Consider the following 22,167-nt stretch of genomic DNA (forward strand, 5'->3'; position numbering starts at 1 on the left):
CGTTTTACTTGCCGGGATGCGAAAAGGTGGTGGTTTTCAGCGTCGCACTACCGGGTTCGACAATGTTCCAATGCCTGAAACTGCAACATCCACGCGGTCCCCTGGCTGGATGGGGCCAACGCCTGCAGGAGTTCCCGTAAGAATTACGTCACCAGGTAGCAGCGTAAAGACATGTGAGATGAAAGAAACCAGTTCGCGAACCGGGAAGATCATCTTCGACGTGCTTTCGCTCTGGCGCAGATCACCGTCAACACTAGCTGTCACGCGCAGGTCGTCAATATTCAGCTCGGGATCAACAACAATCCAGGGGCCCAGTGGGCACGACGTATCAAACCCTTTAGCCCGCGTCCATTGGCCGTCTTTTTTCTGAATGTCACGCGCCGTCACATCATTGGCAACTGTGTACCCAAAAATGACATCGTCCACGTCTTCAACAGCCACGTTCTTAGCTAAGGTTTTGATCACCACTGCCAGCTCGGCTTCATGATCCACGTGATGGGACCAGTTCGGCAACACAATAGGATCGTCGGGGCCGATAACCGAAGTGTTCGGCTTGATGAATAACAGCGGCTCCGAGGGAACCTCACTGTCCATCTCCGCCGCATGATCCCGATAGTTCTTGCCCACACAGACCACCTTGGATCGGGGAATAACCGGAGAAAGCAGTCGAACCTCATCGAGTTCAAACACTTCTCCACTGAGTTTTACCTCTGAGAAGATTGGATCACCGCGCAAAACAAAGATACGCGTAGAATCGTCTTTGACAATGCCGTATTTTGGGTCGCCCCCACTTGAAAATCGTACAATCCGCATAGGACCAGAATACCGCGTATAGGGTGTTTCGCCCCGGTCAAGTCAGCCCATTCAATCACCTCCCCGGGAAATAACTAACAACAGCCCGGGTATTGTGGTGCAGGTGAGGACACTGAATGAGATTTTGGATCAGCTGGAGGATGAAGGCCACCTATCTGAGGATGACCTGCTAGACGCCTTCTCTCAGTGGGCTAGTCAATCAGGGCGTCCGCTCTACCCTCATCAGGAAGAAGCCCTTTTGGAGCTGTTAGCGGGCAACCATGTGATTGCACAGACTCCCACGGGTTCCGGCAAATCTCTCATTGCCCTGGCAGGACACTTTATTTCTTTGGCACGCGGGGGACGTTCCTATTACACAGCTCCACTCAAAGCTCTCGTGTCTGAAAAATTCTTCGACCTCGTCGATCAGTTCGGTGCCTCCAATGTGGGAATGGTGACCGGGGACGTATCTTTGAATGCTGATGCTCCCATCATCTGTTGCACAGCTGAAATCCTGGCAAACCAGTCTTTGCGCGAGGGCGCACAACTCGATGCTGACATGGTGATCATGGATGAGTTTCACTTCTATGGTGACCCTCAAAGAGGCTGGGCCTGGCAGGTTCCACTGTTGCAACTGAGAAAACCTCAGTTTGTTGCTCTGTCAGCGACACTGGGAGATACCACTGCCTTGAGGGCCGACCTCGAAAAGCGGACGGGACGCGCAGTTAGTGAGATAGCAGACGCAGTCCGCCCAGTCCCCCTGGAGTTTGAATACTGTGTTGATGACCTTCCAACAGTGGTTGAGCGCCTGCTGAAAGAAGACAAGGCTCCCATTTACATCGTGCATTTCGCGCAAGCACAAGCTGTCGAAACAGCTGTCACCTTGTCCAAACTTACTATGATCGACAAGGCAAAAAAGGAAACGATTGCCGTTCACCTTGCGGGCACCCATTTTGGACGAGGTTTCGGACAAGTATTGCGTCGCCTCTTGGCTCAGGGCATTGGCATCCACCACGCAGGAATGTTGCCACGGTACCGCCGACTGGTGGAGCGCCTGGCGCAGTCTGGACTGCTTGCCGTCATTTGCGGAACCGACACCCTAGGTGTGGGAATCAACGTCCCTATCCGCACGGTGCTCTTCACAGCCCTCGTCAAATATGACGGGCGCCGCACACGTCACTTGAGTGCCAGGGAGTTTCACCAGATTGCGGGCCGCGCTGGCCGGGCAGGCTACGACACTGTGGGTTACGTGAGGGCGTTAGCTTCTGAGTCCGAGGTAGAGCAGGCTAAGCGGCAAGCTCGCCTGAGTGCAGCTCAAGAAGCCCGCGACCAAAAGAAACTCAAGAAACTGGCTAAATCACGGGCTCCAAAAGCCCAAAAGGGAAAGGTTACGTGGACAGCCGGGACTTTCGAACGACTTGCTGGGGCTCACCCAGAAACGCTTTCGTCACAGTTTGATATCAATCATGCCTTGGTCCTCAACGTATTGTCTGGTCCGGGTGATGTCGAGGAAGAACTTCTGCGCCTCGCCCGCGACAACCATTCGTCCACCGGCGATTCCAATCCCTATTTGCGTCAACTGGGCGACATTTATCGTTCCCTCAAGCAGGCCGGAATCGTCAGCCGCGATCCAAAGCTGAGAGTGAGTGGAGATTTGCCGGACGAATTTGCTCTCAACCAGCCTTTAGCTCCTTTTGCTTTGGCCGCACTCGACCTTCTTGACCCCAGCAGTGAAGATTTCGCTCTCGACGTTCTCTCTGTTGTCGAAGCAATTGTCGAAGATCCCTCCCCCATTCTCTATGCTCAGCAAAGGGTCGCGCGTGACCAAGCAATGGCTGCTATGAAAGCTGAGGGACGCGAATATGCTGATCGGATGGATGCCATTCAAGAGGTGACATGGCCAAAGCCCCTGGCGGAAATCATTGAACCGGCTTTTGAAGTTTTCGCCGCAACCAACCCTTGGGTGGGATATTTGGAGCCGTCACCCAAGTCAGTAGTCAGGGAAATGATCGAAACTGCTGCCACATTTTCCGGCTATATTTCGCGCTATGATTGCACGAATTCCGAAGGAATTTTCTTGCGCTACCTCACCGACGTGTACCGTGCGATGGGCCAAATTCTCCAAGCCCAGTTCCACACCGACGAGGTACAGCGCATCATTGACTGGCTGGGCCAATTGGTTCGCAGTGTCGATTCGTCACTTTTGGACGAGTGGGAGTCCTTGGCTGCAGGAAAGACACCAGAAGCCATCGTTGAGCCAGGCGGTGACGATGAGGTGGTTTTTGGTGAGGGCTCTAACCCTTACGCGGAGCGCCGCGCACTGCGTCAAAGAGCCTTCACGATCGTCGAGTTGCTGGCTAATGACAATGTTGATGCGTTGAGCCGTCTTGATCCCGCATGGGATTTTGACCGCTGGGATAAGGCGCTGGCACGCTATTGGGCAGAACACGATTGGATTAGCATCGACCAAGAGGCGAGGTCCCCTGAGCTATTTCATGTTGACGGAACCCGAGTCGAACAGACGATTCTTGACCCGGCAGGAGATGGAGACTGGCGTCTCATCGTGGACTTTGATGGCGACGAAACCCAGATCATAGATTTCGCACCCCGCTAGAGACGCTGTTTTCAGCTCTGCGGCAGCGCCGCAGGACCTAGCTCGAGGAGACGATCAAAGTCCTGTTCCGTGAGGACCGGCACACCCAACGATTCCGCTTTAGCCAGTTTTGTCCCCGCACCGGGGCCTGCCACTAAAACTGAGGTCTTTTTTGACACCGAGCCTGAGGCTTTACCACCGCGTGCAATGATCGCCGCTTTGGCGCTCTCTCGGTCATAGCCGGGCATGGAGCCCGAAACAACGACGGTCATCCCCTCCAGGGTTTGGGGTGTTTCGTCTTCATTAAGGATTTGGAATACTACTCCAGCACCTCTCCACCCCTCGATGATGTCGCGATGCCACTCAACCTGGAACCATTCTTTGATCGACTCTGCGATCACCGCACCTACTCCGTCGACGGCAGTGAGTTCTTCTAGTGGTGCCTGTGCAATCGCGTCGATCGACTTGAACCGTGCCGCCAATGCGCGTGCAGCTGTGGGACCCACGTGTCGTATCGACAGTGCCACCATCAGCCGCCACAGTTCTTGTGTTTTTGCGGTGTCAAGCTGACCCAGCATAAGTTCTGTCGTCTTGGAGGGTCGACCACTTTTCGACCAGAAATAACGGACTTTTTCCCACGCTCCTGTGTGGGTTCCTCCTCTCGTCACTGGACGCCACACGCTTACCTGAGACAGATCCTCGGCTGTGAGAGTAAAAAGGTCCTTTTCGGAGTTAAGCACTGGTGTCTGCGGCGCATCAAGAAGTTCTTCTGCCCTGGCAAACCGCTCACCATGAGGTATTTCTTCCGGATTGTCGAGGCGGACGGTCCTACCATCTGCCAAGGTCACCGAGTGCCCCTCCGCCAGCGCGGCAACGGCATCTTCACGTCCAGCTTCAGGCTGCGTGAGCGCATACGCAGCCTCAATTCCCAGGCCCTCAATATCGAGTGCCCCTCGCGAACCGAGGTGTGCAATACGCTCTGTGAGTTGCGCTGGACAGTGAGCGGCGTTTGGACACCGCAGGTCCACGTCACCTTCTTTAGCTGGCCGCAAGCGCGCCCCACACGAAGGACACAGTTCAGGCATCACAAATTCGCGTTCCGTTCCGTCGCGGTCTTCGATGACTGGCCCAACAACTTCAGGAATCACATCGCCAGCTTTGCGCACAATGATTTTGTCGCCGATCAATACGCCTTTGCGACGTACTTCTTTGGCATTGTGTAGCGTCGCATGCTGGAGGTGCGAGCCTGCCACCAAAACCCGTTCAAAAACAGCAAAGGGAGTAACTCTTCCGGTACGCCCCACCTGGACTTGAATATCGAGGAGGCGAGTGAAGGCTTCGACAGGTGGATACTTGTATGCGACAGCCCAGCGAGGTGTACGCGAGGTTGCTCCGAGTTGACGCTGCTTGTCTAGGTCGTTGATTTTGAGGACAATGCCGTCAATTTCGTGGTCCATGGTGGGGCGTTCATCACCCTTTTTGCGAATGAGGTCCGCTATCTCTGTGAAGGACCGCACCAGTATGGTGTGCTGGGATACTGGTATTCCCCACTCTTTGAGAGCTAGATACCATCCCATTTGGGTCTGAGGAAGGTCCTCACCTTCGACGTATCCGACACCGTGAGCAACCATGGAAAGTGGACGGCTGGCCGTAATTGCGGGGTCTTTTTGACGTAACGAACCAGCCGCAGCATTACGAGGATTGACGAATGGGCGTTCGTCGTTGTCTTCTCTTTCTCGATTGACTGTGGCGAAATCGCTGAGCATGAAGAACACTTCTCCGCGCACGTTGAGCACTGCCGGATGGCCAGTTCCTTGCAGACGCGTTGGAATCGATGCGATTGTGAGGACGTTTGCGGTCACGTCTTCGCCAACAAAACCGTCACCGCGGGTCGATGCCTGAACTAATACTCCATGGTCATAGGTAAGGTTTACTGCCAGTCCGTCGACTTTGACCTCTGCCGTAAAGTCAAGGTCTTCCCCGGGGAAGGCATCATGCATTCGCCGATACCACTGCTCGACCTCATCCATTGAGAAGACGTCGTCCAAGCTCATCATTTGTTGCCTGTGCGGTACCGGAGTGAATACGGCGCTGGCTTGTCCTCCTACGGTTGCCGTAGGTGAGTCTTGCGATGCGAGCTGAGGAAAGGCTGCTTCCAACTCTTGTAATTCGCGATAGTAAGCGTCATATTCAGCATCAGCCATGCGTGGCTGGTCGCGGTCATAGTAGTCGTGGCGCGCCGCCTCGATGAGGTCTGTCAGTTCACGCCAGCGCACTGCAGCATCGGCAAGGGAGAGAATCTGTGATGCGTCCATGCACCTATTGTGCCAGTGCCAGCTCTCCACAGCCGCTCATACTGCGCTTATCCACAGGTATTGAAATTGTGATGTGTCTTAGGATTCTGGGACTGTCAGAATCTGAGTATGCCCCACCGCGATGCCCTATCTGCCGCACTCCACCTCGCATGCGTGCGGGGACCAGATCGCGGCATTGTCATTGCTCTACGTACTCAAGTAATTATCGGACGCCGGGGTTCTATTGCTTTGGCAGACCCCTCCACGCCCAGATATGCTGCGCGCGTTTCTCCTAGTAGACACCGCGGAAACCCTCGGGTTCGTGTACTGGATATGCGCACCGAAAAAACGGTGACTCTTCGGCCAGGCAATCGCCTACAGGTAGGAAGCGATATTTGGGAGTTGCGTCATCGGCCCACGGATCTGCGCTGGCCTCTTCCGTCGCCATCACGTACTCCCATGAAGTGGATGCGGCTATCACCACTCATTTTTATCGTTTTTGCTCTCTCACGCTGGATGCCCGTACGTCTGCACTATCTTGTGGCGGCACTGGTATCGGTTGTCATGGTGGCACTGTCACTGTGGTTGACCCGATATTTGGTGCGTCGCAGCCGCTATGACCCAGCCTTGCTGTCGCTGGCAGTCCATACCCGACAAAACCACCCGCGCGTGACTACTCCTGTGCGCGTGTGGCTCTATGCGGTGGGGGGACGTTCTGTCGAAGTGTCCGCGCGCCATAGTATTGCCTGTGTTGGCCCTGATGCCGAGGTCCATGCTCGGTGGATTGCAGCGCAGCTTTCTATTGCCAGTGGGCTTCCTTTGTCCGGTTCTCAGTGTCCCGCCGCTGACCCTTCGGTGTGGTTATGTGGCAACGAAACAGCCGCAGACGCTCCAGAAGGCACGTATGTGGTTGCTTGGGGACACACTGCTGAGCGGGTGCCACAAGAGTGCTTACAGATTGTTAACTCTCGCCCTATCGCGGCCTCAGGGTGGATGCATATTAGCGATAAAAGTGAAGAGATTCCTTCTCTTGTGACATGGGATCAGCTGGGCATCGATTGTTCCATCCCCGCAACTGCGGCGCGATGGCAGACAAGAAAACGCATCCTGGAGGTTCCTGTGGGAGCGCATGAGCGTGGAACTGTCACCATCGACTTGCCCGGTGATGGGCCTCATGGGCTTGTCGCTGGCTCTACCGGCAGCGGAAAGTCAGAAGCGTTGCGGACCTGGATTTGTTCGCTGGCACTGCACAACAGTCCCAGCGATCTTCAGCTGGTCCTTATCGATTACAAAGGTGGGGCTGGCCTGGGGCCTCTGCAGCGGCTTCCTCACGTCGTAGAATTCCACACGGATTTGGAGGCACCCATGACTGCGTGGCTTTTGCGCCGCTTAGGAAGGGTCATGACAGACCGAAAAGAGCACCTACACAACGCCGGGTTTACTGATATTTACCAGTGGGAATGCTCACGCCTTGACGCTCCGCCTCGCATTGTGGTTGTGATTGACGAATTTCAGGCTCTGGGTGAAGACCATCCGGAATTTCTCCCAGCCCTGGGACGTTTAGCTGCCCAGGGGCGTTCACTGGGTATTCACCTGATTGTGTCCACGCAGCATCCGGGCCCCGTGGTTACAGCCACTTTGAAGGCAAACTTAGATATTCGTGTTGCCTTGCGATGCACCGAGGATGCTGATTCCCAAGCGGTATTAGGCAATGCTGCGGCTGCCGCTCTTCCACGCGTTCCAGGGCGCGGACTCATTGGCTCTACGCTGGTTCAATTCGCTTACGGCCCAATCCCATGTTTTCCCCGTGTTCCCACTCCTGCTAGTCCATTTCCTCCGCTCCTTCCACAATCTACGCGGGCAACATTTGGAGTAAGCGCGCTCGGATGCACCCTTCCGCCGCCTCGTACACCGCTTCTTATAGCCGCACCTGCAGGACGCAGCGCCGAATTGGGGCTGTGGGCTCGCGGAATTGGTGCTGCCGTCGCCGATTACGTCAATCTTCCGTTGGTGATAGCCAACGCTGCCTTGGGGCCAGCTCTGCTAGGGCACATCCTGTGCGAGTCACTGAAGGGCAACAGGGTCATGGTCTTCGAAGAAGTAGGTCCCATCCTGCGAGAGTTAGAATCACAGGGTGCGACGTTGGAGGCAGGACGCATGTGGGCGCAGATTCTGAGTTCTGCTGGTGAGCGCGGCAACCACATTATTGTCACTGACAGTGAGGGGCATCCAACCTCTGGGCGGATTGCCACACGACTGCTGCAAATTCCCTCTCTTAGCGCTTGGCAGGATCCATTGATGGCCCGGATTGTGCCATCACTGCCAACTTTCCGTGATGCCAGTCCCGACTGTGAGCTGGTTCGTGAAGAGGCAATTTCTTCCCTTGCGGGGCGTTTTCTTGCCATGAACTATGTAGACAGCCTTCCACTCACGATGGTCCAGCTAGGCGACGATCTCATGAAACCGGTAGCAAATCCCTTAGATCTACCCCATCCCGTCGTCATTGACCACGCCGATGCGGTAGTGGGCAACAGTGGCCTTGCGGATACTTGGGAATGCACACACTATCTGCCTCATCAGTTTTTCCAAGCACTGACAGCTGGACATACATCGGTATATTTTTCCCAGCCCTCTCTTGATGTGGTTCGCCATCTAGCTCAGCGCTATCCAGCGGATTCCTTGTGGTTACGAGCCAGTTACCCATACCTTGAAGACACGGGCGTGATGGCAGTGAAAGACGCAGTCACATGGGCAACTCATCGTCACTGTGATACTCACCACAGCAGTCATATGCGGGTTCGCTCACAAAACTCTTGATCGAGGCGGCTTCGTGCTTCACACTGGTATTTATCTGAGTTGTCAGTGGTATGTTGACCACATTTTAAGGAGCCAAGTAATGGACTGGCGTAGCCGCGCTGCTTGTTTGAGTGTTGACCCTGAACTTTTCTTCCCGATTGGAAATACGGGTCCGGCTATATCACAGGTTGCCGAAGCCAAAATGGTATGCGCAACATGTGAGGTCGTTGAGGTCTGCTTGCGTTGGGCAATCGAGAACAACCAGGATTCTGGGGTATGGGGCGGCATGAGTGAAGAAGAGCGCCGCTCCCTCAAGAGGCGTGCTGCCCGCGCCCGCCGCGCATCCTGATTTTTCACATCGTTACTCGCTGACATCAAGGTGCAGCGTCACGATGGTTCCAGGATTTGCGCGCGCCCAATCAATGGTTCCGTGGAGTTCACCTTTGACCATCATCTCAACGATTTGTGTACCTAGGCCGCTAAGCTCTCTGCCTTCTTCGATACCAACTCCGTCATCTTCAACGACAACGGTCAAGGAATCTCCATTGCGTTGAGCTTTCACCGTAACGGTTCCATCACGCCCCACAAACCCGTGTTCGACAGAGTTGGTCACCAGTTCGGTGAGCACAGTGGCTAGGGCAGCTGCAGCATCGGCTGGAATCGGACCAAATTCTCCTTCGACGACCACCCGGGCATTATGGTCCATCGAGGCGACCGACCCTGCCATTCGCAAAACTGTCCGTGCCACCTCGTCGAAACCAACGACTTCATCAACATTTTGACTCAAAGCTTGGTGCACCGTCGCAATCGCCTGCACGCGGCGCCCAGCTTCATGCAAAGCATCGTGGACCTCTGCAGAATCTGATCGACGCGATTGCATGCGCAACAGTGCCGACACCGTCTGAAGATTATTCTTCACGCGATGATGGATTTCGCGGATAGTGGCGTCCTTGGTCATCAGTTCCTGCTCACGGCGATGTGTCTCTGAAACATCGCGGGTGAGCAACACTGCGCCAATCCGTTGGCCCCATTCCAACAGCGGCAAGGCCCGAATATTAACAGCGTGACCGTTGGCTTCAACCGTGACTCGCCACGGGGCTCGCCCCATCACCACCACAGCCATCGTTTCCTCAACCGCCGATCCATCGCGCAAAACCGAGGTGACTGCTTCACCAAGATTTGTTCCCACCAGGTCACAGCGGATTCCTAGCCGTCTCATACAAGAGTTCGCGTTAGGGGTCATGTCACGCACAACACCTTCTGCATCGAGAAGTAGTGCACCGTCAATGACACGTGGAATACCGTGTCCCGCCATGGTGGGGGCCTCATGATAGGGGTATTCACCGCGGGCAATCATCTCAATCAGAACGTTGCCAGCCCACTCAGTCCACATGCCATGCCCGACCGTATTCCCCCGGGCAGCGACATTCATTTCACGGCTGATAACGGCAACCGGTTTGCCGTCCACCGGCACTGGAATATACGCCACTGACGTCGAATACGCCCCCGCCCAATCGGAACCAGTGGGTTCAACAATCTGTCCGGTATCCAGCCCCTCCATCAGTGCTGCCCCGCGAACAGAAGACGAAAAACGCCCGATAATGTCTTCAACATGGACGGTTGACGACGTCGCAGGACGGCATAGCGCCGCAGCAACAAAACGGCCGTCAGAGGTCGGAAGCCACAAAACCAAATCGGCTCCAACAAGGTCTGCAATGACCTGCCAGTCCGACATCAACGCGTAAAGATGGTCAGTTGCCTCTCTGCTCAGTGGTACGGCAGAGGACTCACGCACTAATTGATTCAGACTTAACACACCTTAAGCCTAGCCTCCTCGATCGATAGAGCCTAAGCGAGCGAGCCCGACTAAGATGAAAACAAATATGAGGAGTGAGATGAAGTTTCAAGAAGACTATGCCTACCCCGCTGCTTTTGATCGCATCTGGCAGATGTATCAAGACCCCGACTACACGGTCAAACGCCTAGCGGCAGCCCACCTGGATGACGCGCAGGTACAGGTCAAAGGCGACGATAGTAAGTTCCGCGTTGAGGTGAGCGCCCTAATCCCCGCCTCGGATCTTCCCTCAGTTGCTCAACGTTTCGTCAAAAGCGATGTACAGGTGACTCTGGTAGAGGAATGGACTCGTTCGGGGACAGATGCCGCAACCGGCACATCTCAGATAGTCGCTAAAGGTGCACCAGTATCATTCACCTCACAGTCCACACTGACAGGAGCCGGGAATGAGACTCAGCGCAGTATGAGCGGAGACGTGAAGGTTTCCATTCCCCTTGTAGGCGGTCGTATAGAAAAAGAAGCCGTGAAGTATGTCCCCCGCCTCGTGCAAGGAGAGCTAGATGCTTCTTCAGTGTGGTTGGAGCAGCACGCATGAGCCTGCATATTGAACGCACAGGAACCCGCCAATATCACGGCGAAAATGAGCGCGGCGCAACTCTCGAAATCGGCAAAGGTGAAGGCCAGTGGAGCCCTGGAGAGCTATTAAAAATGGCACTGTTGGGATGTAATGCCATGTCATCGGATCACCGGTTGGCTGGCCTCCTCGGTGAAGACTTCCAACTCAGTGCTGGCATTGATGGGGAGTATTCCGAAGCAGAAAATCGCTACACAGACTTTACCGTTGAACTGGTCCCTGATTTCTCCGGGCACAGTGACGAAGAGATTGCCGCAGTGATCAAAAGAGCATTGCGCGCTATCGACAGACAGTGCACCATCGGTCGAACACTGGACCATGTGGTGCCTCACAGGACAACGATTACGGTAGAAGAATGATAGACCGGCAGTATGAAGACCTCCTGCGCGATGTGCTTGACAATGGCGCACGCAAAGATGATCGAACTGGGACCGGAACCCTGTCAGTATTCGGACGCCAGATCCGCTACGACCTAGCCAAGGGTTTTCCCGTCGTCACAACAAAAAAAATACATCTCAAGTCTGTTGTAGGGGAACTCTTGTGGTTCATCCGCGGAGAGTCCAATGTGAAATGGTTGCAAGATAACGGCATTCGCATTTGGAATGAATGGGCCGACGAGAACGGCGAACTTGGCCCAGTCTACGGAGTCCAGTGGCGTTCATGGCAGACAGCCGGCGGGGAGACAGTAGACCAGTTAGCTGAAGTCTTAAACACCTTGCGCACCAACCCCGATTCTCGGCGCATGATTGTCTCTGCGTGGAATGTGGGCGCGCTCAAGCAGATGGCTTTACAACCATGTCATGCTTTTTTCCAGCTCTACGTCGTTGATGGAAAACTTAGTCTGCAGCTATACCAACGCAGCGCCGATCTATTCCTGGGAGTCCCCTTCAACATTGCGTCTTATTCCCTACTCACCCACATGCTGGCTCAACAAGCAGGGCTAGAGGTCGGTGACTTCATTTGGACAGGGGGCGACTGCCACATTTACCTTGATCACCTCACCCAAGTACAAGAGCAGCTTTCGCGTGAACCCTACCCATTCCCACGCTTAGAACTTGCTAAGGCTAAGGATCTCTTCTCTTACGACTTTGACGATATTGCGGTAGTTGACTACCAGCACCATCCGGCCATCAAAGCGAAGGTTTCAGTATGACGCTCAGCTCTATCTGGGCTCAAGATCGCAACGGTGTCATCGGTTCTGGCACTGGAATGTTGTGGCGTGTCCCTGCTGACCAGACATTCTTCAAAGAACAGACAATGGGGCAGCCGGTTATCATGGGGCGCGCCTCGTGGGAGGCGCTCGGTGGTGCGCTTCCCGGACGCGAAAACATTGTTATCACCTCGAAAAAAGACTATGTGGCACCGGGGGCCACTGTTGTGTCGTCCTTAGCTCAAGCTCTGGATCATGTGGAAGGCGAAGATGCGTGGATAACCGGTGGGGCGCAGGTCTATGCCCAAACCATTGACCTGGTGGATCGTTTGGTCGTCTCGCAGCTGGATCTTGAGGTGGGTCCGGGCGTGAAGGCTCCACCCATTGATCCCGCACGATGGCGCTTGGACCCCGCTCAGTCGGATGGCCAGTGGAGACCGCAATCTGGCGATGCACGCTGGCGGGTAGAAGTATATGTCCGCTCCACCCACTAGAGGGCCCCAGTTTGGACGGGTCAGCCACACAACACTGATGTAGTAGAGACTCTTTACCATGGTTCACGTACAGGCTTATGACACGACTTTGCGCGATGGTGCACAAATGGAGGGAATCTCGCTCTCTGTTGCCGACAAGCTACGGCTTGTGACAGTGATTGATTCTCTTGGTGTGGACTACATTGAGGGCGGTTGGCCAGGAGCGATTCCTAAAGACACCGAATTTTTTCGCCAGGCTGCCACCCTAGCACCCGACATTCGTGCCAGGCTTGCAGCCTTCGGGTCTACCTGTAAGCCTGGCATATCAGCAAAAGACGATTCTCAGGTTCTGGCCCTTGCTGAAAGCGGGGCGTCAGTAGTCACGCTAGTGGCAAAGTCAGATCCGCGCCATGTCAAACAGGCACTTCGAACCTCCGAGGAAGAAAACCTCCGGATGGTTGCTGATACCGTCAGTTTTCTTTCCTCTCGATGCGAGGTAATGGTCGACTTAGAACATTTCTTCGATGGACTTGCCTTCGACGCTACCTATGGACTTAATGTAGCTCTTGCTGCGGCGCAAGCTGGTGCAACAACGGTTATCTGCTGTGACACGAATGGTGGCGGGCTGCCCCACTCAATTGCCGATGCTATTCGCGCCGTGAGGACTATGCTGGACAAAGAGGGTTACGCCGACGTCGTTGTGGGAATGCACGCTCACAACGACACTGGGTGCGCCGTTGCCAATACGCTTGCTGCAGTAAAGGCGGGCGCTAGGCACATCCAAGGAACCGTCAACGGCTATGGGGAACGCACCGGCAACGCTAATCTCCTCACCTGTATTGCGAATCTACAGCTCAAAATGGGTTACGATGTGGTTCCCCCGCAGGGGGTGAGGAATCTATCGTCTGTTTCCCATACGGTGGCAGAAATAGCCAATATGGCGGCATTTGCCCGCGACCCGTACGTCGGTCATTCTGCTTTCGCCCACAAGGCTGGGCTGCATGCTTCGGCTATCAAGGTCAATCCCGACCTTTACCAACACATGGAACCTGAACAGGTGGGTAACGCCAGACGCATGCTGGTATCGGAAATGGCGGGCCGTGCCTCTATTGAGCTCAAAGCGGCCGAGTTGGGACTCGACGTGAGTCATGACAAAGAGCTCACCGGCCGCATTGCTGCCACAGTCAAAGCCCGCGAGGCGGAGGGATATACCTATGACGCGGCGGACGCATCCTTTGATCTGCTGCTGCGTGAAGAAATGGGCACGGCACCTGTGCTGTGGCGCATCGAATCGTGGAAGGTGACGACCCGCGAAGTTACTGTAACTCCCGAGAGTATCTTTACTGAATCAGAAGCAACCATCAAACTTCATGCCGGGGGCCGCTTCGTCACCACTGCTGAAGGCAACGGCCCCGTCAACGCCCTCGATAATGCTTTGCGAGGTGCCCTGCGCGGCGTCTATCCTCAAGTTGACCAGTTCAGGCTTCGCAATTTTAAAGTGCGCATTCTTGACGAAGACCGCGGAGGAACGGATGCACTCACCCGGGTCCTCATCGACACGGAGGATTCTCGTGACATCTGGACAACCGTTGGGGTGGGAACCAATGTTATCGAGGCATCATGGGAAGCGCTGCTCGAAGCCTATCGCTACGGACTCGTAAGGGCGGAAGTCACACCTGCCTGAGAACCCAGTGGGAGCCCTCTAGGTTTGCCTCCATTGCAAAGTCAAAGAGATCCGTACGCAGCGCATATTCGACGTCGTCTGTGTGCACTGATCCCTCACCTAAGGACAACGTCCACCGAGCCTCGTCGGAATCGCGTATAAGCTGCTCAGTTTCTCCAGACAACAATGCCTGACCTTTGCGTGCCCTTTCAATCAGCTGCGCAGTCCACCAATCGTCATTCCCGGATAGTTTCCTGCCTGGCCAGGAACCGGTCACCACATAGTGAGGCTGATCTTGCCCAATAGCGCGCGCCGTCGCCGACGCTGTCACTAAGCCGCTGGCAAAGACTCGGTCAGCATTTGCGCAGGCAAGTACCCCTTGAGTGCCCGCAGTGGTTCGTTGTATGAGCGCACGCCCTGAAAGGTCCGCATGGGCCACCTCGACCGGAGAGTTTGACACATCGAATCCTTGTATGCGGTGTCCCCCGTCCTCCCCCATGAGCAGCCACGTCGGATGCTCGCGGTGGAGTGCGAAGGCATCCTCTACTGTCCCAACAAGAGTGATCTGTGTAGCTCCGCCTGCAAAGGCGTATGCAGCGCTTGTGAAGGCTCGTAAGACATCAACCACGACTACCGGCCCACGCACAGTGTCGATCTGGAATCGGTCGAGGTAAATGCCACCAGGCTGAAAGCTCTCACTCATAGGCTTCAGTATGCCTACTGTGTCTTAGGCCTACGTAGGAGTATCCACGATGCGACGGCCGCAATTCCCATAATCACCGCACCCATAACACCAATGGCGACAACTCCCAAGTCAAAAGCTTGGTATGCCGATGCCAAAAGGCTGTTCGCGTCAGCAGCAGGCAATGTATCGGCCACGCTCACCGCTCCCCCCAAGGTCTCACCAGCCTCGAGACGCTGCGCAGGAGACAAGCCCTGAGGCAAGGCCACATTGGAACGGTAGGTGGCAACCGAGGCGGTACCTAATACTGCAGTTCCCAGCACTGCACCCACCTCATAGGCGGTCTCGGAAATCGCTGAGGCTGCGCCCGCTTTATGTGCGGGAACCGCCGACACGATAGCATCATTTGTCAGTGTTTCTGCCGGTCCTGTTCCTAATGCAAGAAGCGCAAAAACACCTCCAACGAGAAGTGGTGATGCACCCACTCCGAAAGCAGCCAATAGACCGAAACTTATAGCCGCAATCAACACCGACACGGAGATGATGCGGTTGACGGGGACCCTCTTGGCGACGGACACAACACCTATTCCTGAAACCATCATGACGACAGTGCCTGGAAGTAACGTCAATCCTGCGTGGATGGGATCTAGCCTCTCCACTAGTTGCAGGTGTTGGGACGCATAATACAAGAATCCCACCATCGAAAAGACAATAAAGAGGTTGGTGAGGACAGATCCTGAGAAGAAGCGACTGGAGAATAACCGAATGTCAAGCATCGGTGCGGTGGAATGCAGCTGTCGGTAGACAAACCACACGCCAGCTATTAGCGCCACAACCAACGCGCCTACGCTCAGCGGGGTAAAGCCTTCAGTGGCAATTGTCTTAATGGCATAGACGGCTGGCGTCAAGGTTGCCATCGAAAGCACCACGTTGAGGATGGAAACAGGTCCGGGCTGCGGATCTTTGGACTCGGGAACAAAGATGGGGGTAAGGATGAGCATGGGAACCAACAACGGTACAGCAATGAGGAATACCGAATGCCATGAGAAATACTGAAGAAGTATGCCTCCAACTACCGGCCCCAGAGCAGCTCCCGCAGAAAACGAAGCAGCCCATATTGCCAGCGCTAGACGTCGCTCAGATCGATCGGTGAACATGTTACGGATGATTGACAGCGTTGCTGGCATAAGCATGGCACCGAAAAACCCTAGCGCAGCTCTAAAAAACACCAGGGTGAGACCCGTAGGCGAAAAGGCCGCACCGACTGACATAAGAGCAAAACCTGACGCGCCGATGAGAAGCATCCGTCTGCGGCCAAATCGATCAGCCAAGCTTCCCATTGTGACAAGGAGTCCGGCCAACACCAGAGAATATGCGTCGATAATCCATAGCAAGAGGGTGCCGCTGCTGGAGAACTCCAATGAAATCATGGGAAGGGCAAGGTTCACGACAGTGCCGTCAATGGACACTAACAGCACCGGCAGCATAAGAACCGCCAACGCTATCCACCTGCGCAGATCAGTAGACTTCCTCGTTGTTTCACTCATTGTCGTAGTCACGGTATTTACCCCGAAAATCTTTATGGAGGTGTCACTGCGGTGACACCCGTGTTACTGTACCGTCTAGTCGGTTCAGTCGGCAAGACATACGAATGTGAGATGATCCGTTAGCTATGATGCTAAGCATGAGTCCTACCCGCGAACGCATTCTCGACGCTTATGAAGCAATATTGGGTGAAAGTGGGGAACGTCGAGCCACAATGGATGCAATCGCCGCAAGAGCTCACGTATCCAAAGGCGGATTAATCTATCATTTTGCTTCCAAGGAGGCACTGGTAGAAGGAATATGTGGCCGCCTCACTACCCTCGTTGACCAGGACGTCGAGGTAATGCGCCAAGCCCCCGAGGGTGCGGCTCGGTATTATGTCCGAGCTTCGACGTTCACCGACAGTCCCCTCGATCGGGCACTATTGGCAGCAGCCCGCCTGCAAGATGCCGGTTACGAGGTCGCCCGAGAAGCAGCCTCATACGCCGACAAACAGTGGCTTATGGTCCTTCGCGAACAGATTCCAAATCCCCACGCAGCCTATGCAATCAAGCTCATAGGCGATGGCTTGTATTTTGAAAATATGTTCACTCCCTCGCCCATCCGCACGCTTGGTGCATCCGATCACGAAAGCCTCCTTGCGGTCGTCGACCACCTTACGCAGCTAGATTAGGACCTCTGTCCCTTTCGATTAAAGGCTAGAGCGCTAAAGCACCGGTTTTTTGCTTTCGAATTACCTTTGCCCAGTCCAAACGCCTTGGCTTTTCTGCCAAGCGAACTAAGGTGGAAACGCCAGCAATGGAGCGACTACCCAGAGGCAAAATGACCATCAACAGTTCGGGGCGGACTCGGGCCCCCTTTACTCATCCAATCAAGAAGTTTTTTCTCAGCATCACTGCGCTCACGGCCGCAACCCTCATGACGGGGTGCACCGGTATCGAAATACCAGAGGACGCGAAGGGAGAGGCTAGTTTAGAGATTCCTGCTCTCGATCAAGCCACAACGGCCATCGGCCTCAGCGGCCGAGGCGTGCTCTACATCGGGCTTATTCTGTGTTTCTTTGGCTTTGCATTCGGACTTGTCGTCTATGCGCAGCTGAAGAAACTGCCAGTGCATAAAGCGATGCTGCAGATTTCGGAACTCATCTATTCGACATGCCGCGCATATCTCACCAAACAGGGACAATTCCTCCTCATCTTGTGGGTTTTCATTACGGCCGTCATCGTTGTCTATTACAACGTGCTCATGTCCTTCCCATGGGGGGCCGTACTCATTATTGTGTTCTTCTCCCTTCTTGGCATGGCAGGCTCTTACGGAGTCGCGTGGTTTGGCATCCGTGTTAACACTCTTGCCAACTCGCGCACCGCGTACGCCGCATTGGGTGGCAAGCCCCTCCCTCTGCACCGGATTCCTCTCAAGTCAGGCATGTCGATTGGCATGGTTCTGATCTCTCTTGAACTCTTCGTCATGCTGATAATTCTGCTGTTCTTACCCCCCACCCTGGGCGGTGCATGTTTCATCGGCTTCGCTATCGGAGAGTCCTTAGGTGCATCAGCATTGCGCATCGCTGGCGGGATCTTTACAAAGATTGCTGACATCGGCTCCGACCTGATGAAGATCGTCTTCAAGATTGACGAAGACGACCCACGAAACCCAGGAGTCATCGCCGACTGCACCGGAGACAATGCGGGAGACTCCGTAGGCCCATCAGCTGACGGTTTCGAGACATATGGTGTTACCGGTGTCGCCTTAGTGACCTTCATCATCATGGCCTTCAATCCCGATATTCAAGCCACTCTCCTAGTCTGGATTTTTGCAATCCGCGCAGCAATGCTGGTTGCTTCGGTGCTGGCGTACGGAATCAACGCTCTCATCACCGACAATAAATACCGCAATGCCAAAGAGATGAACTTCGAAGCGCCCCTCACATCCTTAGTGTGGATCACTTCAATCATCTGTATTGGATTCACTTACCTCACCAGCTGGGCCATCCTCGGAAGTCAGCAACTGGGATGGATTCTTGCCACCATTGTCACGTGCGGAACCCTGGCCGGAGCTCTTATTCCAGAATTGGTGAAAGTCTTTACCTCCACCAAGTCCCGCCACGTTCGCGAAACTGTGAAGAGCTCCCGGGAAGGCGGCGCCTCACTCAACATTCTCTCAGGTGTCGTGGCAGGAAACTTCTCTGCCTATTGGCTGGGAATCGTCATCGTTGGTCTCATGGCGGTAGCTTTGTGGATCTCCAGTTTCGGCCTCGCCGATGTTATGCAAGTCGATGCGCCTGCAGTATTCGCCTTCGGCCTCGTCGCATTCGGTTTCTTAGGTATGGGGCCAGTGACGATTGCTGTCGACTCGTACGGACCAGTAACTGACAATGCGCAATCAGTCTACGAGCTCTCACAAATCGAACAGGTACCAGGAATCGAAGCAGAACTCACCAAGGCATTAGGTGAAAAGCCAGAGTGGTCACGTGCCAAGTACATGCTTGAAGAAAATGATGGTGCCGGGAACACCTTCAAAGCAACAGCCAAACCAGTTCTCATTGGAACTGCTGTCGTTGGGGCCACTACCATGATCTTCTCGATCATTATCGGACTGACCAATGGTCTCGAAAACACGGCGTTCCTATCCATCATGCATGCCCCCTTCCTGCTGGGATTCATCCTGGGTGGCTCTATCATCTTCTGGTTCTCAGGGGCCTCTATTCAAGCAGTGACCACAGGCGCATACCGCGCAGTTGAATACATCAAGAAGACCATCAAACTAGATGATTCTTCAGAAAGAGCCAGCGAAAAAGACTCACGCGCTATCGTGGAAATCTGCACTCAGTATGCGCAGCAAGGAATGCTCAACATCTTCCTAGCGGTATTCTTTGCCACATTGGCTTTCGCCTTTGTAGAGCCGTTCCTCTTCATCGGCTATCTGATCTCCATCGCCATCTTCGGCCTTTACCAAGCTATCTACATGGCAAATGCCGGAGGTGCCTGGGACAATGCAAAGAAGGTTGTCGAAACCGACCTGCATGCCAAGGGCACTGCCCTCCACGATGCCACCATTGTCGGAGATACCGTGGGCGATCCATTCAAAGACACCTCGTCCGTTGCGTTGAACCCCATCATCAAGTTCACCACACTCTTCGGACTGCTGGCTGTTGAACTGGGAGTTCACCTATCAAACGAAGGACTGAGCACACTGGTCTACATTCTTTCCGCAGTGTTCTTCCTCATCTCCACATTCTTCGTCTATCGTTCTTTCTACGGGATGAGGATTCAGTCGGCCCCCGCCGATGAGGACGAACTCGCCCTCACCAACCAAGCTGGAGGTAACTCATGAAAATTGCCATCAAACGAGAAGCCACCGTCATCAGTGAAGATGGTAGGGTAGCCGGTCACGACTCGGGGGCAACCCTAGTGCGGCGTTTCCTGCGACTCTTTCCAGAGGCCCAAGTCATCGGGCCTGTGCCTCGCCGCTGCGACGGCTTTGATGTTGTTCCAATCGCGTTCGTTGACCCTGAGGACACCGTCATTATCAACATGGATGTTCTAGATTCCACAGACATCTGGAACACCATCTATCGAGAATCCGGCGGGGCCCACGCCAACATTATGAATTTTGTCTGGTGGCCAACCTCCGATTTAGAGAGCACCGTGGAGCGCCCCACCATGGCGTTGTCATGCGCACTCTTTCCCACTTTCGCCAACTCTGAGCGCACAGCATCCGAGATTCGCGAACTCACCCGCAAACTCACCGTCAGTTCATTAGCAGAACAAGCAAAACTAGCGTGGGTGAATTTGGGCTTCCGCCTCGATCACGTCAAAGATCGCCAGGAAACCGACGTGCCAGTAGTTCTCTATCCGGCCATCTATCTCTCCGACCGCAAGCGCCCCGACCTCTTCCGCAAAGTGGTAGAGAAGGTTCGGGATAAGGTTCCTCTCAAGGTCGAAATGCGCCTCCAAGAGTCACATTTGGTCAGCGAGAAAGCAATGCAATTCTCACGACTCAACTGGGTCTGGGTCGGCCCACTCACAGCAGAGCGCAATTCCTATTGGGAGGCTCTAGCGCACACGACGGCATTCTTGGCTACCGCAGCTGAAGAATCCTATGGCCTGTCATATGTGGAAGCGATGGGCGCTGGCGCAATAGGAGTATTTCCCAATCTTGAATGGGCGCGGATTTTGGTGCCAGAGGGCTACCCATTCCTTTACGACACTGAAGATGAGGCAACCACGCTGCTTACACGCGCAGTAGAAGATCCGGACGCTTGCCGCAAGGAACTTGACGAACTTGTCGGCGGGTCTTTCACTGGGTGGATTAATGAACACCACAGCGATGACGTTTTCGATCGAGAAGTCGTTGCTGCAGTCAACAACTGGTTTGCCTAATCTGACAGGAAGTGCCCGGCCCGTGTGGTTGGGCACTTTTTGTCACTCGTTTTTCTATCTCTCGATATACTGGAAAGCGGTGTGCCGGGAAGTCTGGTCGGTACTGGTCCGTGCGGATCGGTGATCGACGAAAGGCCTCCATGAAATACTCACCCAAGCGTCGCTCCTTGCATGGGCGCATTAAAGCAGCTTTGAACTCAGACATCTTCGGCGGCTCCCTGGTACTTGGTGCCACTATCCTGGCTCTCATCCTTGCCAATAGTCCCCTTGCACCTGCCTATCAGGCGCTGCGAGATTTTCGCCTGGGAATCCCTCAGCTGCATCTTTCACTCAGTGTTGGCCAGTGGGCCTCTGATGGTCTACTGACAATCTTCTTCTTTGTTGTCGGTTTGGAGCTGAAAGAAGAGTTTGTCATCGGGCGCCTCCGCAATCCTCGCACTGCCCTGCTACCTATTACCGCGGCCTGCGGTGGGGTGCTTATGCCAGCATTGCTTTATGTCCTGGTGAACCATTCTGGTGGTCAGGAAGCCTTGCAGGGATGGGCTACTCCCACAGCAACCGACATAGCGTTCTCTGTAGCACTCCTTGCACTGGTGGGGCGCCGCTTGCCAACAGCCTTGCGCGTCTTTCTCCTCACCTTGGCCGTCGTCGACGATTTTATTGCCATCATCATTATTGCGGCCGTGTACACCGAAGAAGTAAACCTCGTGTGGTTGGCACTTGCCTTCATCCCCCTCATCATCTTCGCATTCTTACTTAGGCGCGGCATCCACGCCTGGTGGATATTGTTGCCACTGGCATTGCTAACGTGGGGGCTCACGCACGCTTCGGACATTCACCCCACTATCGCTGGAGCTGCCCTGGGATTTACTGTCCCCATTGTCGTGACCACGCCTTCCTACTCAGCCACCAAAGAGATGACCCAGTATTTCATTCGTCGTTGGAGTCCCATATCGACACTGGTGGCTGTGCCCGTTTTTGCCTTCTTTTCGGCGGGGGTAACTATTGGTGGTTTCTCGGGACTAGGCGAAGCTCTTCGTGATCCTGTCGCCCTTGGAATCATCATTGGGCTCGTCCTTGGCAAACCACTGGGTATCTTGTCGACAACTTTCCTCCTTACCCACATTCCGTCCTTGGAGCTGGCACCAGCGCTGCGCTGGCGCCACCTTATCGGCATGTCATTTGTTGCCGGGATTGGCTTCACAGTCTCACTGTTGGTATCCGAGCTTTCTTTTGGGGTTGGCAGTACCGTTGGAAGTCATGCCACCATCGGCGTTCTCGCGGGGTCTCTCTTGGCGGGTCTCATTGGGGCGGCTATTCTCGCACCGCAGCGTCACTGATATTGCTTCTTAGTCAATCCCCCAAAGC

The 22,167-nt window shown here is 54.6% G+C and carries 17 protein-coding genes; 12 read left to right on the forward strand and 5 right to left on the reverse strand.

The features are described from left to right. Positions 1–36: 36 nt before the first annotated feature. On the reverse strand, positions 37–813 hold the full coding sequence (locus FYJ24_RS02915) for a fumarylacetoacetate hydrolase family protein (protein WP_154543446.1): 777 nt from the start codon (positions 811–813) through the stop codon (positions 37–39). Between the two features lie 97 nt (positions 814–910). On the opposite strand from FYJ24_RS02915, the gene FYJ24_RS02920 reads away from it, so the two are divergent. Then, the gene (locus FYJ24_RS02920) at positions 911–3,406 is read left to right on the forward strand and encodes a DEAD/DEAH box helicase (protein WP_404814690.1); all 2,496 of its coding nucleotides are present in this window, start codon (positions 911–913) and stop codon (positions 3,404–3,406) included. An 11-nt stretch (positions 3,407–3,417) separates the two neighbouring features. Here the strand turns inward: FYJ24_RS02920 and ligA are convergent, their stop codons facing one another. After that, positions 3,418–5,700: an NAD-dependent DNA ligase LigA gene (ligA, locus tag FYJ24_RS02925; protein ID WP_154543448.1), complete on the reverse strand. Its 2,283-nt coding sequence runs from the start codon at positions 5,698–5,700 to the stop codon at positions 3,418–3,420. 108 nt (positions 5,701–5,808) lie between these two features. Between ligA and FYJ24_RS02930 the strand changes: the two genes are divergently transcribed. Continuing rightward, the gene (locus FYJ24_RS02930) at positions 5,809–8,496 is read left to right on the forward strand and encodes an FtsK/SpoIIIE domain-containing protein (RefSeq protein ID WP_154543450.1); all 2,688 of its coding nucleotides are present in this window, start codon (positions 5,809–5,811) and stop codon (positions 8,494–8,496) included. A gap of 79 nt (positions 8,497–8,575) precedes the next feature. Further along, the gene (locus FYJ24_RS02935; protein ID WP_154543452.1) at positions 8,576–8,824 is read left to right on the forward strand and encodes a WhiB family transcriptional regulator; all 249 of its coding nucleotides are present in this window, start codon (positions 8,576–8,578) and stop codon (positions 8,822–8,824) included. A gap of 12 nt (positions 8,825–8,836) precedes the next feature. Here FYJ24_RS02935 and FYJ24_RS02940 read toward each other — a convergent pair whose 3' ends face one another. Further along, positions 8,837–10,291, reverse strand: a complete 1,455-nt coding sequence (locus FYJ24_RS02940) for a sensor histidine kinase (RefSeq protein ID WP_318656480.1) — start codon at positions 10,289–10,291, stop codon at positions 8,837–8,839. Positions 10,292–10,370: 79 nt separating this feature from the next. Between FYJ24_RS02940 and FYJ24_RS02945 the strand changes: the two genes are divergently transcribed. The 5 genes from FYJ24_RS02945 to cimA are packed head-to-tail and all read left to right on the forward strand — an operon-like array spanning position 10,371 to position 14,211. Further along, a complete protein-coding gene (locus FYJ24_RS02945; RefSeq protein WP_206192465.1) occupies positions 10,371–10,865 on the forward strand; it encodes a DUF2505 domain-containing protein in 495 nt (164 codons plus the stop codon). After that, positions 10,862–11,263, forward strand: a complete 402-nt coding sequence (locus FYJ24_RS02950; protein ID WP_154543456.1) for an OsmC family protein — start codon at positions 10,862–10,864, stop codon at positions 11,261–11,263. Before FYJ24_RS02945 ends, FYJ24_RS02950 begins: the two co-directional genes overlap by 4 nt. Beyond that, on the forward strand, positions 11,260–12,057 hold the full coding sequence (locus FYJ24_RS02955) for a thymidylate synthase (RefSeq protein WP_154543458.1): 798 nt from the start codon (positions 11,260–11,262) through the stop codon (positions 12,055–12,057). Before FYJ24_RS02950 ends, FYJ24_RS02955 begins: the two co-directional genes overlap by 4 nt. Continuing rightward, positions 12,054–12,548, forward strand: coding sequence for a dihydrofolate reductase (locus FYJ24_RS02960; protein WP_154543460.1), 495 nt, complete (start codon positions 12,054–12,056; stop codon positions 12,546–12,548). Before FYJ24_RS02955 ends, FYJ24_RS02960 begins: the two co-directional genes overlap by 4 nt. Before the next feature lie 58 nt (positions 12,549–12,606). Further along, positions 12,607–14,211, forward strand: coding sequence for a citramalate synthase (gene cimA / locus FYJ24_RS02965; RefSeq protein WP_154543462.1), 1,605 nt, complete (start codon positions 12,607–12,609; stop codon positions 14,209–14,211). Here the strand turns inward: cimA and FYJ24_RS02970 are convergent. After that, positions 14,198–14,893 carry a 2-phosphosulfolactate phosphatase gene (locus FYJ24_RS02970; protein ID WP_154543464.1) on the reverse strand — a complete coding sequence of 232 codons (696 nt, stop codon included), beginning with the start codon at positions 14,891–14,893 and terminating at the stop codon, positions 14,198–14,200. The genes cimA and FYJ24_RS02970 overlap by 14 nt on opposite strands. Before the next feature lie 14 nt (positions 14,894–14,907). Continuing rightward, the gene (locus FYJ24_RS02975; protein ID WP_154543466.1) at positions 14,908–16,419 is read right to left on the reverse strand and encodes an MFS transporter; all 1,512 of its coding nucleotides are present in this window, start codon (positions 16,417–16,419) and stop codon (positions 14,908–14,910) included. Between the two features lie 137 nt (positions 16,420–16,556). Between FYJ24_RS02975 and FYJ24_RS13150 the strand changes: the two genes are divergently transcribed. The 4 genes from FYJ24_RS13150 to nhaA all read left to right on the forward strand — a co-directional run bounded on the left by FYJ24_RS13150 (position 16,557) and on the right by nhaA (position 22,139). Beyond that, the gene (locus FYJ24_RS13150; protein ID WP_154543468.1) at positions 16,557–17,090 is read left to right on the forward strand and encodes a TetR/AcrR family transcriptional regulator; all 534 of its coding nucleotides are present in this window, start codon (positions 16,557–16,559) and stop codon (positions 17,088–17,090) included. Between the two features lie 245 nt (positions 17,091–17,335). After that, positions 17,336–19,750, forward strand: a complete 2,415-nt coding sequence (locus tag FYJ24_RS02985; RefSeq protein ID WP_154543694.1) for a sodium-translocating pyrophosphatase — start codon at positions 17,336–17,338, stop codon at positions 19,748–19,750. Further along, positions 19,747–20,799 (forward strand): glycosyltransferase family protein, encoded by a 1,053-nt coding sequence (locus tag FYJ24_RS02990; protein ID WP_154543469.1) that lies wholly within the window; start codon positions 19,747–19,749, stop codon positions 20,797–20,799. The genes FYJ24_RS02985 and FYJ24_RS02990 overlap by 4 nt, the downstream gene beginning before the upstream one ends. A 140-nt stretch (positions 20,800–20,939) precedes the next feature. Beyond that, on the forward strand, positions 20,940–22,139 hold the full coding sequence (gene nhaA / locus FYJ24_RS02995) for a Na+/H+ antiporter NhaA (RefSeq protein ID WP_154543471.1): 1,200 nt from the start codon (positions 20,940–20,942) through the stop codon (positions 22,137–22,139). The last annotated feature ends 28 nt before the right edge of the window (positions 22,140–22,167 follow it).

This window comes from Scrofimicrobium canadense (assembly GCF_009696615.1).
GTDB classification, from domain to species: domain Bacteria; phylum Actinomycetota; class Actinomycetes; order Actinomycetales; family Actinomycetaceae; genus Scrofimicrobium; species Scrofimicrobium canadense.

Excerpts from the sequence above, each read along its gene's own strand:
- FYJ24_RS02930 (WP_154543450.1), top strand. The coding sequence starts at position 5,809 with ATGCCCCACCGCGATGCCCTATCTGCCGCACTCCACCTCGCATGCGTG.
- FYJ24_RS02945 (WP_206192465.1), top strand. The coding sequence starts at position 10,371 with ATGAAGTTTCAAGAAGACTATGCCTACCCCGCTGCTTTTGATCGCATC.
- ligA (WP_154543448.1), bottom strand. The coding sequence starts at position 5,700 with ATGGACGCATCACAGATTCTCTCCCTTGCCGATGCTGCAGTGCGCTGG.
- FYJ24_RS02990 (WP_154543469.1), top strand. The coding sequence starts at position 19,747 with ATGAAAATTGCCATCAAACGAGAAGCCACCGTCATCAGTGAAGATGGT.
- FYJ24_RS02935 (WP_154543452.1), top strand. The coding sequence starts at position 8,576 with ATGGACTGGCGTAGCCGCGCTGCTTGTTTGAGTGTTGACCCTGAACTT.
- FYJ24_RS02985 (WP_154543694.1), top strand. The coding sequence starts at position 17,336 with ATGACGGGGTGCACCGGTATCGAAATACCAGAGGACGCGAAGGGAGAG.
- nhaA (WP_154543471.1), top strand. The coding sequence starts at position 20,940 with ATGAAATACTCACCCAAGCGTCGCTCCTTGCATGGGCGCATTAAAGCA.
- FYJ24_RS02975 (WP_154543466.1), bottom strand. The coding sequence starts at position 16,419 with ATGAGTGAAACAACGAGGAAGTCTACTGATCTGCGCAGGTGGATAGCG.
- FYJ24_RS02960 (WP_154543460.1), top strand. The coding sequence starts at position 12,054 with ATGACGCTCAGCTCTATCTGGGCTCAAGATCGCAACGGTGTCATCGGT.
- cimA (WP_154543462.1), top strand. The coding sequence starts at position 12,607 with ATGGTTCACGTACAGGCTTATGACACGACTTTGCGCGATGGTGCACAA.
- FYJ24_RS13150 (WP_154543468.1), top strand. The coding sequence starts at position 16,557 with ATGAGTCCTACCCGCGAACGCATTCTCGACGCTTATGAAGCAATATTG.
- FYJ24_RS02955 (WP_154543458.1), top strand. The coding sequence starts at position 11,260 with ATGATAGACCGGCAGTATGAAGACCTCCTGCGCGATGTGCTTGACAAT.
- FYJ24_RS02970 (WP_154543464.1), bottom strand. The coding sequence starts at position 14,893 with ATGAGTGAGAGCTTTCAGCCTGGTGGCATTTACCTCGACCGATTCCAG.
- FYJ24_RS02915 (WP_154543446.1), bottom strand. The coding sequence starts at position 813 with ATGCGGATTGTACGATTTTCAAGTGGGGGCGACCCAAAATACGGCATT.
- FYJ24_RS02950 (WP_154543456.1), top strand. The coding sequence starts at position 10,862 with ATGAGCCTGCATATTGAACGCACAGGAACCCGCCAATATCACGGCGAA.